The organism is Azospirillum picis (assembly GCF_017876115.1).
Classification (GTDB): Bacteria; Pseudomonadota; Alphaproteobacteria; order Azospirillales; family Azospirillaceae; genus Azospirillum; species Azospirillum picis.
Genome location: NZ_JAGINO010000023.1, coordinates 72812 through 88471 on the forward strand (window position 1 = coordinate 72812; position 15660 = coordinate 88471).

General features: G+C 69.3%; 10 protein-coding genes and 1 riboswitch. Of the genes, 5 read left to right on the top strand and 5 right to left on the bottom strand.

The genetic code is table 11. From position 1 onward, the window contains the following. Positions 1-66: 66 nt before the first annotated feature. The gene (locus J2850_RS25090; protein ID WP_209988046.1) at positions 67-321 is read left to right on the top strand and encodes a hypothetical protein; all 255 of its coding nucleotides are present in this window, start codon (positions 67-69) and stop codon (positions 319-321) included. 3 nt (positions 322-324) lie between these two features. Here the strand turns inward: J2850_RS25090 and J2850_RS25095 are convergent, their stop codons facing one another. Continuing rightward, complete coding sequence (locus J2850_RS25095; protein ID WP_209988050.1) at positions 325-636, bottom strand: peptidoglycan-binding domain-containing protein; 312 nt, start codon at positions 634-636, stop codon at positions 325-327. 159 nt (positions 637-795) lie between these two features. After that, positions 796-1927 (bottom strand): peptide chain release factor 2 gene (prfB, locus tag J2850_RS25100; RefSeq protein WP_209988052.1). Its coding sequence is split into 2 segments (ribosomal slippage): positions 796-1857 and positions 1859-1927, totalling 1131 coding nucleotides; the frame shifts between segments, so codons are not numbered across the junction. A 360-nt stretch (positions 1928-2287) separates the two neighbouring features. Between prfB and J2850_RS25105 the strand changes: the two genes are divergently transcribed. Both J2850_RS25105 and J2850_RS25110 read left to right on the top strand, forming a co-directional pair. Next, positions 2288-3724, top strand: a complete 1437-nt coding sequence (locus tag J2850_RS25105; protein ID WP_209988055.1) for an MBOAT family O-acyltransferase — start codon at positions 2288-2290, stop codon at positions 3722-3724. A gap of 23 nt (positions 3725-3747) precedes the next feature. Next, positions 3748-4737, top strand: a complete 990-nt coding sequence (locus J2850_RS25110; protein WP_209988062.1) for an SGNH/GDSL hydrolase family protein — start codon at positions 3748-3750, stop codon at positions 4735-4737. A 73-nt stretch (positions 4738-4810) separates the two neighbouring features. Here the strand turns inward: J2850_RS25110 and J2850_RS25115 are convergent, their stop codons facing one another. Then, complete coding sequence (locus tag J2850_RS25115) at positions 4811-7342, bottom strand: penicillin-binding protein 1A (protein WP_209988066.1); 2532 nt, start codon at positions 7340-7342, stop codon at positions 4811-4813. A gap of 195 nt (positions 7343-7537) precedes the next feature. Then, complete coding sequence (locus tag J2850_RS25120) at positions 7538-9094, bottom strand: N-acetylmuramoyl-L-alanine amidase (protein ID WP_209988069.1); 1557 nt, start codon at positions 9092-9094, stop codon at positions 7538-7540. A gap of 656 nt (positions 9095-9750) precedes the next feature. Here J2850_RS25120 and J2850_RS25125 point away from each other — a divergent pair. Then, positions 9751-12786, top strand: a complete 3036-nt coding sequence (locus J2850_RS25125) for an Rne/Rng family ribonuclease (protein ID WP_209988071.1) — start codon at positions 9751-9753, stop codon at positions 12784-12786. A gap of 106 nt (positions 12787-12892) precedes the next feature. Next, positions 12893-13444, top strand: coding sequence for a transcription elongation factor GreB (greB, locus tag J2850_RS25130; RefSeq protein ID WP_209988075.1), 552 nt, complete (start codon positions 12893-12895; stop codon positions 13442-13444). A 160-nt stretch (positions 13445-13604) separates the two neighbouring features. Here greB and thiC read toward each other — a convergent pair whose 3' ends face one another. Then, positions 13605-15332, bottom strand: a complete 1728-nt coding sequence (gene thiC / locus J2850_RS25135; RefSeq protein WP_209988078.1) for a phosphomethylpyrimidine synthase ThiC — start codon at positions 15330-15332, stop codon at positions 13605-13607. A 155-nt stretch (positions 15333-15487) separates the two neighbouring features. Further along, positions 15488-15605, bottom strand: a riboswitch (TPP riboswitch). Positions 15606-15660 lie beyond the last annotated feature (55 nt).

A 15660-nucleotide genomic window follows, 5' to 3' on the forward strand; every position in this document is an offset into this window, starting at 1 on the left:
GGCCGTTCACCAAGCTTAAACCCGGCGCCGGCTATCCTGGCCCTTCCACCATCCGGACATCGCGCCATGGCCATCGGACCGGTCGCTTCCCCCACCCTGTTTCCGACCGGTGCGCCGGGCGATGCCCAGGCCAGCGCCCTGGAGGGCCTCCGGACCTCGCAGGCCCGCGCCGACGACGCCTCCGAACGGATCGCGTCGGGTGATCTCGACCCGGCGGTGGTTCTGGACCTTTCGTCGGCGCAGGTCGGCTTCGCCGCCAACGCCAAGGTCCTCCAGGCCACGCAGGAGAACAGCAAGCGGCTGCTCGACCTGCTGGCATGAGGCTCAGCGCCTGCCCGGGGCGTAGACCTTCGGCTGGCTGAAGTTCAGGTGATCGAGAAGCTGCTGGCTGACGCAGCCGTCCACCGGCAGCTTTGCCGCCTTCTGGTAGGAGCGGATGGCCGAGCGGGTCTGCGGCCCCATGCGTCCGTCGACCGATCCCGCCCTGAAGCCATGCTCGTTCAACGCCTCCTGCGTGCCGGTGACATAGGCCTGCAGCATCTCCTGCGGCAGGTTGTCGGAATCGCAGGCGGCGAAGGAGGGGGCGGCCGCCAACAGGATGGTGCCGCAAAGGACCGGAAGAAGAAGCCTGGTCATGCGTGGGATGCTCCGGGTTGTTGGATCGCACCGCCTTAAACAGCCGCGGCGCGCGCCGCATTCCATTTCCCCGCCGATTTCGCTCCGCAGGGTCCGGGCCGTGCACAGGACGAAAAAAGGGCGGCCGATCCAGGCCGCCCTTCCCCCCTGTCCGCCCGGTCAGCCGCCGGCGGCGTGGGCGTCGTCGCTCTGGCCCTTGATGCGCGAGGCCAGCGCCGCCTCCAGGAAGGGGTCGAGCGCCCCGTCGAGGACCGATTGGCTCTGCGACGTCTCCACCTCGGTCCGCAGGTCCTTCACCATCTGGTAGGGATGGAGGACATAGGAGCGGATCTGGTGGCCCCAGCCGATGTCGGTCTTGGTTGCCTCGAGCGCCGCGGCGGCATCCTCGCGGATCTTCAGTTCGCGCTCGTACAGGCGGGCGCGCAGCATGTCCCACGCCTTGGCGCGGTTCTTGTGCTGCGACCGCTCCTGCTGGCAGCTCACCACGATGTTCGTCGGGATGTGCGTGATGCGCACCGCCGAGTCGGTCTTGTTGATGTGCTGGCCGCCGGCGCCGGACGCGCGGTAGGTGTCGATCCGGCAGTCCTTCTCGTTGATCTCGATGTCGATCTTGTCGTCGATCACCGGGGAGATCGAGACGGCGGCGAAGCTGGTCTGGCGCCGCGCCTGGCTGTCGAACGGGCTGATGCGCACCAGCCGGTGCACGCCGGCCTCGGTCTTCAGCCAGCCATAGGCGTTGTGGCCCTTGATCTGCACGGTCGCCGACTTGATCCCGGCCTCTTCGCCCGGCGTCTCGTCCAGCCATTCCGTCTTGTAGCCGTGCTGTTCGGCCCAGCGGGTGTACATGCGCATCAGCATCAGCGCCCAGTCCTGGGCCTCCGTGCCGCCGGCGCCGGCATTCACCTCGACGAAGCAGTCGTTGGCATCCGCCTCGCCCGACAGCAGGCTCTCGATCTGCAGCTTGTTGGCGCGGTCGCGCAGGCCGTAGAGCTGGGCCTCGGCATCGGAGACGACGGTGGCGTCGCCCTCGGCCTCGCCCATCTCGATCAGTTCGAGGCTGTCGGACAGGTCGCGCTCAAGCGCACGGTAGCCGGAAACCGAGGTCTCCAGTTGGGTGCGCTCGCGCATGATCGTCTGGGCACGCGCCGGGTCGTCCCACAGCTTGGGATCCTCGGCCAGCGCATTCAGTTCGTCGAGACGCCGCAGTGCATTGTCCCAGTCAAAGATGCCTCCTCAGCAGCGCCAGCGATTCTCTGATCTCGCCAGCAGCCGCTTCGATCTCGGCCCGCATCGCGTGCCTCCTCGTCAGCCAGAGTTGAAGGGTTTGTCGGCTGCATATGTAGCGGCTCGGTCCCCGGCTTGCACCCCCTTAATGGACCGGCGCCGTCCCCGTTGACGAACGGGCGCCACCCCAGGCATCCGCCCGATATGGGAGGGCTTGCCACTTTCGGACGAAGCGAAGCACCAGCTTGGCGTTCCTATCCGCTTCGAAGCACATCCCGCCTCATTTCAGAGTACGTCCCAGTTCCATCGGTACAATCCTACCGCGGCTGAAGGGTTTGCGTGCATTCGGGGGTATGGTCGCCGCGGCCTATCGTCCTGCTTGCGGGTCGGCCCAACCGCTCCACCCACCACCTCGCTCGGGGGAAAGATGAGCTTCACCAGCCTGAACTTCCTGCTGTTCATCACGGTGTTCAGCGCCGGCTTCCTGGCCCTGGCGCGCACCCGTGTCTTCACACCCTTCCTGCTGGTGGCCAGCTACATCTTCTATGGATACTGGGACTACCGCTTCTGCGGCCTGCTCGCCCTCAGCACCATGATCGACTTCTATTGCGGGCTGAAGATCGCCGATTCGCCGGACCGCCGGACCAAGAAGCTCTACCTGTTCATCAGCCTGGGCGCCAACCTGGGCATGCTGTTCTTCTTCAAGTACTTCAACTTCTTCGTCGACAGCGCCGAGGTGGCCCTGGCCGGGCTGGGAATCGAGATCGGGCAGCGGACCCTGAGCATCCTGCTTCCGGTCGGCATCTCCTTCTACACCTTCCAGAATCTCAGCTACGGCATCGACCTCTACACCGGCGAGGTCAAGGAGCCGGAGCGCTCGCTGATGCGCTACGCGACCTTCGTCGCCTTCTTCCCGCAGTTGGTGGCCGGGCCGATCGTGCGTGCGCGCGACCTGCTGCCGCAGATCCAGCAGGGGCCGCGCGACATCCCGTTTCCGGAGCGGTTCGCCGGGCTGGAGAAGGTGATCTGGGGCTATTTCCTCAAGATCGGCCTCGCCGACAACGCCGCCGTGGTGGTCGACGCCCGCTTCCACCAGCCGGAGTTCTTCAACGCGCTGCAGCACGTCATCGGCCTGGTCTGCTTCTCGCTGCAGATCTACGGCGACTTCGCCGGCTATTCGCTGATCGCCATCGGTCTGGCCCAGATCTTCGGCTACAAGATGTGCGACAACTTCGCCCGCCCCTATTTCGCCACCGGCATGCGCGATTTCTGGCGGCGCTGGCACATCTCGCTGTCGACCTGGTTCCGCGACTACCTCTATGTGCCGATGGGCGGCAGCCGGACGCGCTGGCTGCGCATCCGCAACGTCGTCATCACCATGCTGGTCTCCGGCCTGTGGCACGGCGCCAACTGGACCTTCGTGGTGTGGGGCGCCCTGCACGGCGGGCTGATGCTGGCCGAGGACGGCATCCGCCGGCTGGCCGCGGTCAGCCCGGTGAAGCTCAGCGGGCCGGCGCTGGCGGCGGGACGGCTGGTGATGGTCGGCCTTGTCTTCATTGTGGTGACGCTGACCTGGCTGCCCTTCCGCGCCGACAACCTGCACACCGTCCACACCATCCTGTCCATCATCGCCGCCGGCGATTTCGGACTGTCGCAGGGCAACCAGCAGGCCAGTTCGCTGCTGCGCGTCGCCATCACCGGGCTGATCGTGCTGATGGTCGACGCGCTGATCGAGCGCGGCGGCGCCAGGCGCTATGCCGGGGTCAACGTCGTTGCGCGGTCGATGGCCTGCTCGGCGCTGATCCTGGTGATGCTGCTGTTCGGCAGCTTCGCCAACCACGCCTTCATCTACTTCCAGTTCTGATCCCGACCGGACGGAGAGCATCCATGTACCGCCTGTTGGCCTGCATCGCGCTGATCGTTGTTACCGTCACCGCGATGGACCGTGTCCTCGCCTCGGCGCTGGGCGATCTGCTGCTTCAATCCAGCGACCGCTTCATGGCGATCTACCGCCCGGCCGAACCGGACAAGGCTCCGGCCGACGTCGTGGTGCTCGGGAACTCGCGGGCGGACAACCACTTCCCCGTCTCCACCCTCGGCGAGGTCGCCTGCGGGCAGGCGCTGAACCTCGGCATGGGCGGCGCGCCGACCGTCCTGTCGGCCCTGCTGTGGGAGGATTACCTGGAGCGGCACGATGCCCCGCGCCTGCTGGTGCTGGAGCCGACCGGACTGGTCGACAATCCGCACGACCTCGCCGACCTGCCGATGCTCGGCTACTACTCGCCGCGGATCGACGACTTCGTCCGCCAGGAGAACCGGGAGCTGTGGCTGGCCAACAACGCCTTCCACCTGCTGACCTTCAACAACAACCAGACCATGAGGCTCGCCGCCGGGTTGATGCGGCCGGCCGACGACCGCACCCTGGTCGGGGTGATGCCGGAGCCGCTGAAGGCCCAGCTCGCCGCCGCCCCCGACGAGGTGATGACCGCCGACGACGCCAACTGGCGCGCCCTGGAGCGCATCATCGGCGCCGCCCAGGCGCGCGGCACCAAGGTGGCGGTGGTCATCACCCCCTACTTCCCCAGCTACATCGCCAAGCTGACGAACTTCGATGCCTTCTTCGGCGACCTGAAGGCCCGCCTGCCCAAAGGCGTCACCGTGATCGACGCCCGCCGCGCGGTGGACAAGCCCGAGATGTTCATGGACAGCCTGCACGTCAACGCCGACGGCGTGCGTGCCATGTTCACCGCCCTGGAACCCGGCCTGCGCCAGCTCGGCAACTGCCCGACCGACCAGCCGGCCGGCGCGATCGCCGCCCTGTCGCAACAGCGGACCGAGCCGGCGGCGGGGCCGATCGTCCGGGTCAGCGCACCCTAATTTTGGGGCGCCCCAACTCGGCCCGGCCCGGCACAAGCGGGCGGAGCGGACCTTCCGCTCCGCCCTTTCTTCATCAATACAGCCCGCCGGTGCCCAGCGTCGCGGCGGCGGGCGGGGCCGGCACGCCGGCCGGGGTCTCCCCGAAGCCCGCCTGGGCGTTCGGGTCGCCGAAGGCGCCGGCACTCTGGGACGACCCGTCGAGGACCTGCGCCGGCTGGTCGGGATTCGGCTCGGTGCCCGGCAGGAAGGCTTCCCAGATGGCGCGGCTGTCGCCGGGCTGGGCCAACTGGCCGTTCGCCGGGTTGACGCGGACCAGCCGCAGGCCGGGCGGCACGCGGAACGGCGTCGCCGGCTTGTCCTTCAGCGCCACCTGCATGACCTCCTTGAACACCGGCACCGCCGCCGAGCCGCCGGTTTCGTGCCCGCCCAACGAACGCGGCTGGTCGAAGCCGATGTAGGTGCCGACCACCAGGTCGGGCGAGAAGCCCATGAACCAGGCGTCGTGGCTGTCGTTGGTGGTGCCGGTCTTGCCGGCCAGCGGCTTGCCCAGCGACTTCAGCGCCGCCGCGGTGCCGCGCTGCACCACGCCCTCCAGGATCGAGACGATCTGGTAGGTGGTGCGGGGGTCGTTCACCTGCTCGCGGGTGTCGGGCACCGCCGGAACCGCCAGCCCGTCCTTCCAGGCGACGGCGCCGCAGCCCTCGCAGGCCCGCGTGTCGTGGCGGAAGACCGTCTTGCCGTTGCGGTCCTGCACCCGGTCGATGAAGGTCGGCACCACCCGTTTGCCGCCGTTGTCGAGCATGGCGTAGGCGGTGGCGAGCCGCAGCACCGTGGTCTCGCCGGCGCCCAGCGACATCGGCAGATAGGGCTGCAGGTTGTCCATGATGCCGAACTTCTCGACCAGCGCCTTGACCTTGTCCATGCCGATCTGCTGGGCGAGGCGGACGGTCATGACGTTGCGCGACTTCTCGATGCCGACGCGCAGCGGCGTCGGGCCGTAGAACTCGTGGCTGTAGTTCTCCGGCCGCCAGACCGGCTGGCCGCCGCCCGGATCGTAGGAGAAGGGGGCGTCCATCACCAGCGAGGACGGGGTGAAGCCCTGGTTGAGCGCGGTCAGGTAGACGAAGGGCTTGAAGGAGGATCCCGGCTGGCGCAGCGCCTGGGTGGCGCGGTTGAACACGCTCATGGCGGGGGAGAAGCCGCCGACCATCGCCAGCACGCGCCCGGTGTGCGGGTCGAGCGCCACCAGGCCGCCCTGCACCGCCGGGATCTGGCGCAGCCCGTAGCTGCCCGCCGGCAGCTCCCTACTTTCCTTGGCCCCCTTCCTGGCCGGCTTCTCATCCTCGTCCTTCGCCGGCCCGCTCACCGGCTCCACCAGCAGCAGGTCGCCGAGCTTGGCCACGTCGGACGGCTTGCGCACCGCGGCGCCGAGCACCTCCCCCTCCTTCCAGGGGCGGGCCCAGCGCAGCTCCGACAGCGGGATGCGGCCGCGGGTGCCGTCGGCCAGCCCGATGTCCAGCCCGTCGCCCTGGTCGTCCTTCAGCACGACCGCCAGCTTCCAGCCCTCGCCGCCCGGCGGCACCGGCATCGCCGCCAGTTTCTTCGGCCAGCCGTCGAAATTCTCCATCCTGCCGACCGGGCCGCGCCAGCCGTGGCGGCGGTCGTAGGCGATCAGCCCGTCGCGCAGCGACTTGGTTGCCGCCGCCTGGAGCTGCGGATCCATCGAGGCGCGGACGGAGAGGCCGCCCTCATAGAGGGCCTGCTCGCCGTACAGCTTCACCAGTTCGCGCCGGACCTCCTCGGAGAAATACTCGGCGGTCACCACCTCCTGCTCGTCGCGCTTGCGGGTGAGCAGCGGGCGGCCCTGGGCGGCCTTCGCCTCGTCCGGCGTGATGTAGCCGTCCTCGGCCATGCGGCCGATCACCCAGTTGCGCCGCGCCATCGCGGCCTCGTGCTGGCGTTCCGGGTTGTAGTTGGACGGCGCCTTCGGCAGCGCGGCCAGGAAGGCGACCTCCTCGATGCTCAGCTCGTCCAGCGCCTTGTTGAAATAGTTGAGCGCGGCCGCGGCGACGCCGTAGGAGCGGTTCCCGAGGAAGATCTCGTTCAGGTAGAGCTCCAGGATGCGGTCCTTGGTGAAGGCCCGCTCGATGCGGATCGCCAGGATCGCTTCCTTGATCTTGCGCGCGAAGGACACCTCGTTGGTCAGCAGCATGTTCTTGGCGACCTGCTGCGTGATGGTGCTGGCGCCCACCGGCCGGCGGTCGCGGCCGAAATTCTCGATGTTGATCAGGATGGCGCGCAGGATGCCGATCGGGTCGACGCCCTGGTGCTCGTAGAAGTTCTTGTCCTCGGCCGCCATGAAGGCGTTGACCACCTGGCGCGGCATCGAGTCGATCGGCACGAAGATGCGCCGCTCCGACGCGAACTCGGCCATCAGCCGGCCGTCGCCGGCATAGATGCGCGTGGTCACCGGCGGCTGGTAGTTCGCCAGCTTCGTATAGTCGGGCAGGTCGTGGTCGTAATGCTGGAACAGGAAGACGAGGCCGCCCGCGGCCACCAGGGCCAGCATCACGAAGGCCATCAGCAAGGACAGAAGAAGGCGCATGACCAATCCCGCAAGAAACGACGGCAGGCGCACCGCGGCCGGAAGTCGATGGCTTCCGATCCGCCGGCACGCCGGTTGATGCGGCGCATCCTACACCGCGACGGTGCCAAGTACCGCCCCCGATCCCGTCATGTCAGGAAAATGTGACATGCAGAGGGCGCCAGCCCGGCCGGGGCTGTGACGGCGGCGCGCGGTTCAGGTCCGCTGCGCCCCGAGCAGCCACTTGAAATAGGCGTCGATGGTCCGGGCCAGCCCCTTGCCCAGCCGCTCGCGGTGGACCGAGGAGATCAGCAGGCTGACGTCGCGGCGGTTCGACAGGTATCCCATCTCGATCAGCGCCGACGGCACGTCGGGGGCGGTCAGCACGGCGAAACCGGCCTGCCGGTGCGGCTTGCTCGGGATCAGCGGGATGTCGCGCCCGAGATTCTGCAGGGCCAGGGTGGCGAAGCGCTTGGAATGGTTCATCGTGTCGCGCTGGGCGAGGTCGATCAGGATGTTGGCGACCAGCGCGTTCTCGCCGGACAGGTCCAGGCCGACCAGCGCGTCGGACCGGTTCTCCTTGGCGGCCAGCATCTCCGCCTCGCGGTCCGACGCCTTGTCGGACAGGGTATAGATCGACAGGCCGCGGACGTCGCCGCTGCTGATGCTGTCGGCGTGCAGCGAGATGAACAGGTCGGCCCCGGCCTCGCGCCCCAGCGCGACGCGGTCGCGCAGGCGGATGAAGACGTCGCTGTCGCGGGTCAGCCGCACGCGGTAGCGCCCGGTCCGCTCCAGTTGGCGCTTCACCTCCTTGGCGGTGGCCAGCGTGATGTCCTTCTCGTAGATGCCGCCGACGCCGATGGCGCCCGGATCCTGGCCGCCGTGGCCGGGATCGAGCACGATCAGCGGCTTCTCCGCCGCGGTCGGCGGCTTCGCCGCAGGTTCCGGCGGCGGCGGGACTGCCGGGAGCGACGCCGTCATGAGCTGGGCCGGCGGGATCGGCGGCAACGGGACGAAGGGAGGCGGCGCCGTCACGACGCCGGCCGCCGCCGCGCCCGTCCCGCCCGCCTCGCCGGGCGCCTCGGGAACGGTCATGGCCGTGGCGATGACCGACGACATCGTCATCTCGTGGCCACCCGGATCGCGCGCGCCTCGCGCCTGCTCGCCACGGCCCGCGCCCTGCCCCGGACCTTGACTCGCGCCGGCGGCGGCCGGCGGCGCGCCCTTGGCGATCCGGCGGAACTCCGCCGGCGTGGTCTTCTCCAGATCCAGCACGAAGCGCGGCTGGTGGCCGTCGCGGGCCGGGATCATGAAGGCGCTGCGCACCTTCGCCGGACCCACCGTGTCGAAGGTCACGCGGGTCCCGCCCGCCGGGGCGCCGCCGGCATGGCGGTAGCGCGCCACCATCCCCTTGCCCTCCACCGTCCGGGATCCGCCGGGCCACGCCAGCTCCGGCAGGTCGACGACGACCCGGTACGGGTCGGCGGCCAGCGTCACCGTGAAGGGGACGGTGTCGCTCAGTTCGAGCACGAAGCGGGTCATGTCCGGATGCAGGCCGAACCGGGCATCCACCACCGCCGCGCGCGGGATCGGCGGCGGCAGCGACGCCGTGGTCTGGGCGTTCGCCGCGGCAGGCGACCCGAGAAGCCCGAGCGCGACCACCGCCGGCAGCACGATGGCGCACAGGCGGGAGACAAGCGGGCGGACCGACGGCGCCGGCGGCTGACTTTCAGGCGGCAGGCTCTCGGTCGGCAGGCTGGGCGGCCGTGGCATCGGATCCCCTGGGCAGCGGCAGCAGTGCAACGGACGACCAGCTATAGACCAGCCGCTTCGACGCCCTCAACGCGCATCGTCGGGCGCCCCGCCAATTCCGTCCCGGGGTGCCGTTCCTGCAACAGTGACGCCCCCGCCGGACGGGTCCGGAGGGTGGCGCGTGGGGTGGCGGGTGGCAGGACCGGCCCGGGCTTCCACGCCGCGAACTTGTTCGGCGAATCGGCGCATTTCCGCGTTGTGCAAGCCGGATCGCTTGTCTATGGTATCTTCGCGACAGACCGCAATTCGCCAGAGTCGGGCCGAATTGCCCCGATGGGCGCCGATCTCGCTGACCCCGGTCAGCCGGTCGCCGGTCACGGGGCCGGTCATGGGGCTGCGGCGTCGCCCCCGACACCGCCTGTCCGGCCATCCGCGCCGGAAGGACGTCGCGGGGTGGCGCGTTCGGATTGCCGGTAAGAGGACGAAACCTCGAAGCTGGCTGTGGCCGCAAGGCGGCAGCCCGGCGCGTGTCGACCGGGCCGTCCTGGCTGCTCTCGTCAGCGCCGTTCGGCGGTTCCGGTCCCGTCGTGCCGCACGCTTCGCCCACAACAGACGCTGCGTCCAGGCGGCCCGACCGGTCGCGCGGGTTCCCTGGGTCGCGCCGTTGAGGACCATAAATGGCCAAGCGCATGCTGGTGGACGCCACGCACCCGGAGGAAACCCGGGTCGCCGTGGTCAATGGAAACCGGCTGGAAGAGCTCGATTTCGAGATCGCCAGCCGCAAGCAGCTAAAGGGCAACATCTACCTCGCCAAGGTGACGCGGGTCGAGCCTTCGCTCCAGGCGGCGTTCGTCGAGTATGGCGGGAACCGCCACGGCTTCCTCGCCTTCTCCGAAATCCATCCCGACTACTACCGCATTCCGATCGCCGACCGCGAGGCCCTGCTGGCCGAGGAGCGCCGCCTGGAGGAACAGGCGGAGGCCCGTGCCGAGGCCGCCGCCGACGGCGCCGTGATGGCCGAGCCGATCCGCCCGGAGCAGGTGGTCGAGGAATGGTCGCCGATGCCCTCCCCCATCGCGCCGGAGGCCTCCGACGAGGACGATGCCGGCGACGGCGGCCCGGACGGCGGGGATGAGGACGGCGACGAGGCCGGCAGCGACGGGGCCGGCGACGAGCGCGCCGCCCGCGACGACGGCGCCGAGGCCGGCGGTCCCGCTCCGTCCGTGCCCGACATGGTCGGCGGCGACGAGGACGAGGAGGTCGAAACCCAGCGCCGCCGCTCGCGGCCGCTGCGCTCCTACAAGATCCAGGAAGTGGTGAAGCGCCGGCAGGTCATGCTGGTGCAGGTGACCAAGGAGGAGCGCGGCAACAAGGGTGCCGCGCTGACCACCTACCTGTCGCTGCCCGGCCGCTACTGCGTCCTGATGCCCAACACCGGCCGCGGCGGCGGGATCTCCCGCAAGATCACCAACCCGGCCGACCGCAAGCGCCTGAAGGAAATCCTGTCGGACCTCGACATTCCCGACGGCATGGCGGTCATCCTGCGCACCGCCGGGCTGGAGCGCTCCAAGCCCGAGATCAAGCGCGACCTGGAATATCTCCTGCGCCTGTGGGACGACATCCGCGAACAGACGCTGAAGTCGTCGGCGCCCTGCCTCATCTATGAAGAGGCGAACCTGATCAAGCGGTCGATCCGCGACCTCTACGCCAACGACATCGACGAGATCTGGGTCGAGGGCGAGGCCGGCTTCCGCACGGCGCGCGAGTTCATGGACATGCTGATGCCGGGCCATTCCCAGCGCGTCCAGCTCTACCGCGACAGCCAGATCCCGCTGTTCCACCGCTATCAGGTGGAAACGCAGATCGACGCCATCCACAGCCCGGTGGTGCAGCTTCGCTCCGGCGGCTACATCGTCATCAACCCGACCGAGGCGCTGGTCTCCATCGACGTCAACTCCGGCAAGTCGACCCGCGAGCGCAACATCGAGGAAACCGCCTACAAGACCAACCTGGAGGCCGCCGACGAGGTGGCGCGCCAGTTGCGCCTGCGCGACCTCGCCGGCCTGATCGTCATCGACTTCATCGACATGGAGGAGCCGCGGAACAACGCCGCCGTCGAGCGCCGCCTGAAGGAAGCGATGAAGAACGACCGGGCGCGCATCCAGCTCGGCCGCATCTCCGCCTTCGGCCTGATGGAGCTGTCGCGCCAGCGCCTGCGCCCGTCGCTGCTGGAGACCAACTTCGAGCGCTGCCCGCACTGCTCGGGGACCGGCGTCGTCCGCTCGGTCGAATCCGCCTCGCTGCACGTCCTGCGCGCCATCGAGGAGGAAGGCATCCGCAAGCGGTCGTCGGAGATCACCATCTACGTCCCGACCTCGATCGCGCTCTACATCCTCAATCAGAAGCGCGGCGAGCTGGCGAAGATCGAGGAGCGCCACGGCTTCCACGTCATGGTGCAGGCCGATGACGGCCTGATTGCCCCGGACCATCGCCTGGAGCGCAACAAGGCCCGCCTGCCGGACGAGGACGGTCCGCTGGTCAGCGCCGACCGCGTCATGGCCGAGACCGACCGCGCGCTGGCCGCCGAGCCGGTCGAAACCACCATCGAGGCCGAGGCCGATGCCGAGCCCGTCCAGGGCGAGGATGCCGGCGACCGTACCGCTGCCGTTGACGCCGGAGGCGAGGGCGGCAGCGACGGCAACGGCGACGATCGCCGCCGCCGCCGGCGTCGCCGGCGCGGCCGTGGCCGTGGCGACCGCGAGGAAGGCCGGATCGAAGGCAACGGCGACGAGGCCGAGGAGACCGAAGAGGCCGAGGACAACGGCGACGAGGTGACGGAGGCGCCGCTGCCTGCCGCCGCCGAGGCCATCTCCGGCACGGCGATCTCCGAGCCGGCGGATGCCGGTGAGGAAACCGACGATGGCGAGGGCGAGGGCGACGACGGCGAGGAGGAGACCTCCGAGGCGGGTGACCGCAACGGCGAGGGCCGCAAGAAGCGCCGTCGCGGCAAGCGCGGTGGCCGCCGCCGCTCCCGCCGCGAGGGTGGCGAGGAACTGGAGGCCGGTGCCGACGTTCCGGTCGCCGGCCAGGACGGCACCGTGCCGGCCGCCCCGGCCGAGGCCTCCGACCTCGACTGGATCCTTGCCGGCGACACCCCGGCCGAGCAGGTCCCGGTTCCGGCGACCGAGCCGCCGGTGGTGGCACCTGTCGAGGCCACTCCGGCGGTAACCGCCGAGGCTCCGGCCAGGAAGGGGTCGCGCAAGCGCAAGGCCGCCGCCGAGGCTCCGGCAGAGGCTGCACCCGTGGTGACCGAGGCTCCGGCCAAGAAGGCGTCGCGCAAGCGCAAGGCCGCCGCCGAGGCGCCGGTCGAGGCTGCCCCCGCCGTGGCCGAGGTTCCGGCCAAGAAGGCGTCGCGCAAGCGCAAGGCCGCCGCCGAGGCGCCGGTTGAGGCCGCTCCCGCCGTGACCGAGGCCCCGGCCAAGAAGGCGTCGCGCAAGCGCAAGGCCGCCGCCGAGGCTCCGGCAGAGGCTGCCCCCGCCGTGACCGAGGCCCCGGCCAAGAAGGCGTCGCGCAAGCGCAAGGCCGCCGCCGAGGCTCCGGCAGAGGCTGCGGCCAAGACTTCGGTTGAGGCCGCCCCCGCCGTGACCGAGGCCCCGGCCGCCGACACGGGCGAAGCCGAGGCCAAGCCCCGCCGGGGCTGGTGGAAGCGCTGAGCCGGACGGTCATTTTCCGACCGAAGGACTGGAAAAGGCGCCGCAGGGCGCCTTTTCCTTTTCCTGCCCACGCCTTCATCCCTGCCCACAGCCGACAGGTCGGACCATGAGCAAGGCCTTCACCCGCGAGAACGACACGCCGGACGACGACGAGCTCGACGATCCGGCACCACTGCCGCAGGGCTTCAAGAACTATATGACCCCGGCCGGCTTCCAGCGCATGCAGGAGGAACTGCGCCACCTGCTGCGGGTCGAGCGCCCCAAGGTGGTCGAGGTGGTGTCCTGGGCGGCCGGCAACGGCGACCGTTCGGAGAATGGCGACTACCTCTACGGCAAGAAGCGCCTGCGCGAGATCGACCGCCGCATCCGCTTCCTGAACAAGCGGCTGGAATCGGCTGTGGTGGTCAACCCGCAGGACCAGAAGAACCGTGAGCAGGTCTTCTTCGGCGCCACCGTCACCTATGCCCGCGGGGATGGCGCCGAAAACACGGTCACCATCGTCGGCGCCGACGAGGTCGACCCCGACCGCGGTCATGTGAGCTGGATTTCCCCCATCGCCCGCGCGCTGCTGAAGGCCCGCGAGGGCGACATGGTGGACGTGCGCACACCGGCGGGGATGGAGTCGGTGGAAGTGCTGGAGATCAGGTACGCGGAGTGAGACAGCGGTTGTGGCGGTTGCCCCCTCCCCATCCCTCCCCCGCCTTCGGCGGTGGAGGGGGCAGGACGCTTGTCAAAGTGACCTTAGCCGTCAAAGCAGTGGAGTTCCCTCTCCCGCCCAAGGCGGGGGAGGGTTAGACAGGGGGTATCGCCGCCGAACCTCATTCCGCCGCCGGCTGGTAGATATCCCCGCCGGCCTCGCGGAACTTCGACGACATCTCCGCCATGCCGGACTCGGCGGCCTCGCGGATTTCCTGCGTGATCTTCATCGAGCAGAATTTCGGGCCGCACATCGAGCAGAAATGCGCGGTCTTGGCGCCCTCCGCAGGCAGGGTCTCGTCGTGGTAGGCCATCGCCGTGTCGGGATCGAGCGACAGGGCGAACTGGTCGCGCCAGCGGAAGGAGAAGCGGGCGCGCGACATGGCATCGTCGCGCAACCGCGCCGCCGGGTGGCCCTTCGCCAGGTCGGCGGCATGGGCGGCGATCTTGTAGGCGATGACGCCGGCCTTCACGTCGTCGCGGTCGGGCAGGCCCAGATGCTCCTTCGGCGTGACGTAGCAGAGCATCGCCGTGCCGAACCAGCCGATCATCGCCGCACCGATGGCACTGGTGATGTGGTCATAGCCCGGCGCGATGTCGGTCACCAGCGGCCCCAGCGTGTAGAAGGGCGCCTCCCCGCACAGCGCCAGTTGTTTTTCCACATTGTGCTTGATCTTGTGCATCGGCACATGGCCCGGCCCCTCGATCATCACCTGGACGTCGCGTGCCCAGGCGACCCTGGTCAGTTCTCCCAGGGTTTCCAGTTCGGCGAACTGGGCGGCGTCGTTGGCGTCGGCCTGGCTGCCCGGCCGCAGGCCGTCGCCGAGCGACAGCGCCACGTCATAGGCGCGGCAGATCTCGACGATGTCGGCGAAATGATCGTAGAGGAAATTCTCGCGGTGATGCGCCAGACACCATTTGGCGATGATCGAGCCGCCCCGCGAGACGATGCCGGTCACCCGCTTCGCCGTCAGCGGGATGTGGGCCAGCCGCAGGCCGGCATGGATGGTGAAGTAATCGACGCCCTGTTCCGCCTGTTCGATCAGCGTGTCGCGGAACAGCTCCCAGGTCAGGTCCTCCGCCCTGCCCTTGACCTTCTCCAGTGCCTGGTAGATCGGCACGGTGCCGATGGGAACCGGGGCGTTGCGCAGGATCCATTCGCGGGTCTGGTGGATGTCGGCGCCGGTGGACAGGTCCATCACGGTGTCGGCCCCCCAGCGGATCGACCAGACCATCTTCTCAACCTCCTCCTCGATCGAGGAGGTCACGGCGGAGTTGCCGATGTTGGCGTTGATCTTGGTCAGGAAATTGCGGCCGATGATCATCGGCTCCGATTCGGGGTGGTTGACGTTGGACGGGATGATCGCCCGTCCGCGCGCCACCTCGTCGCGCACGAACTCCGGCGTGATGAGGTCGGGGATGTCGGCGCCGAAATCCTCGCCGTCCCTCGCAGCGTCCAGGGCCGTGGCGCGCCCCAGATTCTCGCGGACCGCGACGTACTCCATCTCCGCCGTGACGATCCCGGCCCGGGCGTAGGCCATCTGGGTGACTGCGCCGCCGCCCCTGGCCCGCAGGGCACCGCGGCCGGTGGCCTCGACGTCGCCCCGAGCCAGGATCCAGTCGCGCCGGTGCTTCGGCAGGCCGGCACGGATGTCGACGGCGGCCGTTTCGTCGGTGTAGGGACCGGAGGAGTCATAGACGGCCAGCGGCGGCTCGCCGCCCGACAGCGCGATTTCGCGCATGGCGACGCGCAGGTCCGGGAAGCGCGTTCCCGGCGCATGGATCTTCCGCGACGCCGGCAACGGGCCGGTCGAAATGCGGATGCGGTCTTCCTGGAAGTCCTTGGGCATTGGGTTTCTCCGTCGGAGTTGGGCGGACAAACCCGGGACTGCGGACGGAGGTGCGGTGTCTGCGTGCGGGGCGCAGGATCGGCAAGGGGCCTGAACAGGCTTGCCTAGGCGATCGATCCAAGCGGCGAATGGGCCGAGTGCGGCCCGTCACGCGGTCCCTCCCTTCGCCGGTATGACCCGGATCAGGTTCAAAGGGTCACCACGCTGCCGGGTGCGCCTGCGGGCGGCGTCCGGCCGTTGGTATCTCAGCCCCCTGTCGGGACCCCCCTGGAATGCGTCCATCCTGCCGGGATGCATGACGGCTGTCAAAAGGAAAGGAGAGCGGACG

Excerpts from the sequence above, each read along its gene's own strand:
- J2850_RS25105 (WP_209988055.1), top strand. The coding sequence starts at position 2,288 with ATGAGCTTCACCAGCCTGAACTTCCTGCTGTTCATCACGGTGTTCAGC.
- J2850_RS25120 (WP_209988069.1), bottom strand. The coding sequence starts at position 9,094 with ATGCCACGGCCGCCCAGCCTGCCGACCGAGAGCCTGCCGCCTGAAAGT.
- J2850_RS25095 (WP_209988050.1), bottom strand. The coding sequence starts at position 636 with ATGACCAGGCTTCTTCTTCCGGTCCTTTGCGGCACCATCCTGTTGGCG.
- J2850_RS25125 (WP_209988071.1), top strand. The coding sequence starts at position 9,751 with ATGGCCAAGCGCATGCTGGTGGACGCCACGCACCCGGAGGAAACCCGG.
- thiC (WP_209988078.1), bottom strand. The coding sequence starts at position 15,332 with ATGCCCAAGGACTTCCAGGAAGACCGCATCCGCATTTCGACCGGCCCG.
- J2850_RS25115 (WP_209988066.1), bottom strand. The coding sequence starts at position 7,342 with ATGCGCCTTCTTCTGTCCTTGCTGATGGCCTTCGTGATGCTGGCCCTG.
- J2850_RS25110 (WP_209988062.1), top strand. The coding sequence starts at position 3,748 with ATGTACCGCCTGTTGGCCTGCATCGCGCTGATCGTTGTTACCGTCACC.
- greB (WP_209988075.1), top strand. The coding sequence starts at position 12,893 with ATGAGCAAGGCCTTCACCCGCGAGAACGACACGCCGGACGACGACGAG.
- J2850_RS25090 (WP_209988046.1), top strand. The coding sequence starts at position 67 with ATGGCCATCGGACCGGTCGCTTCCCCCACCCTGTTTCCGACCGGTGCG.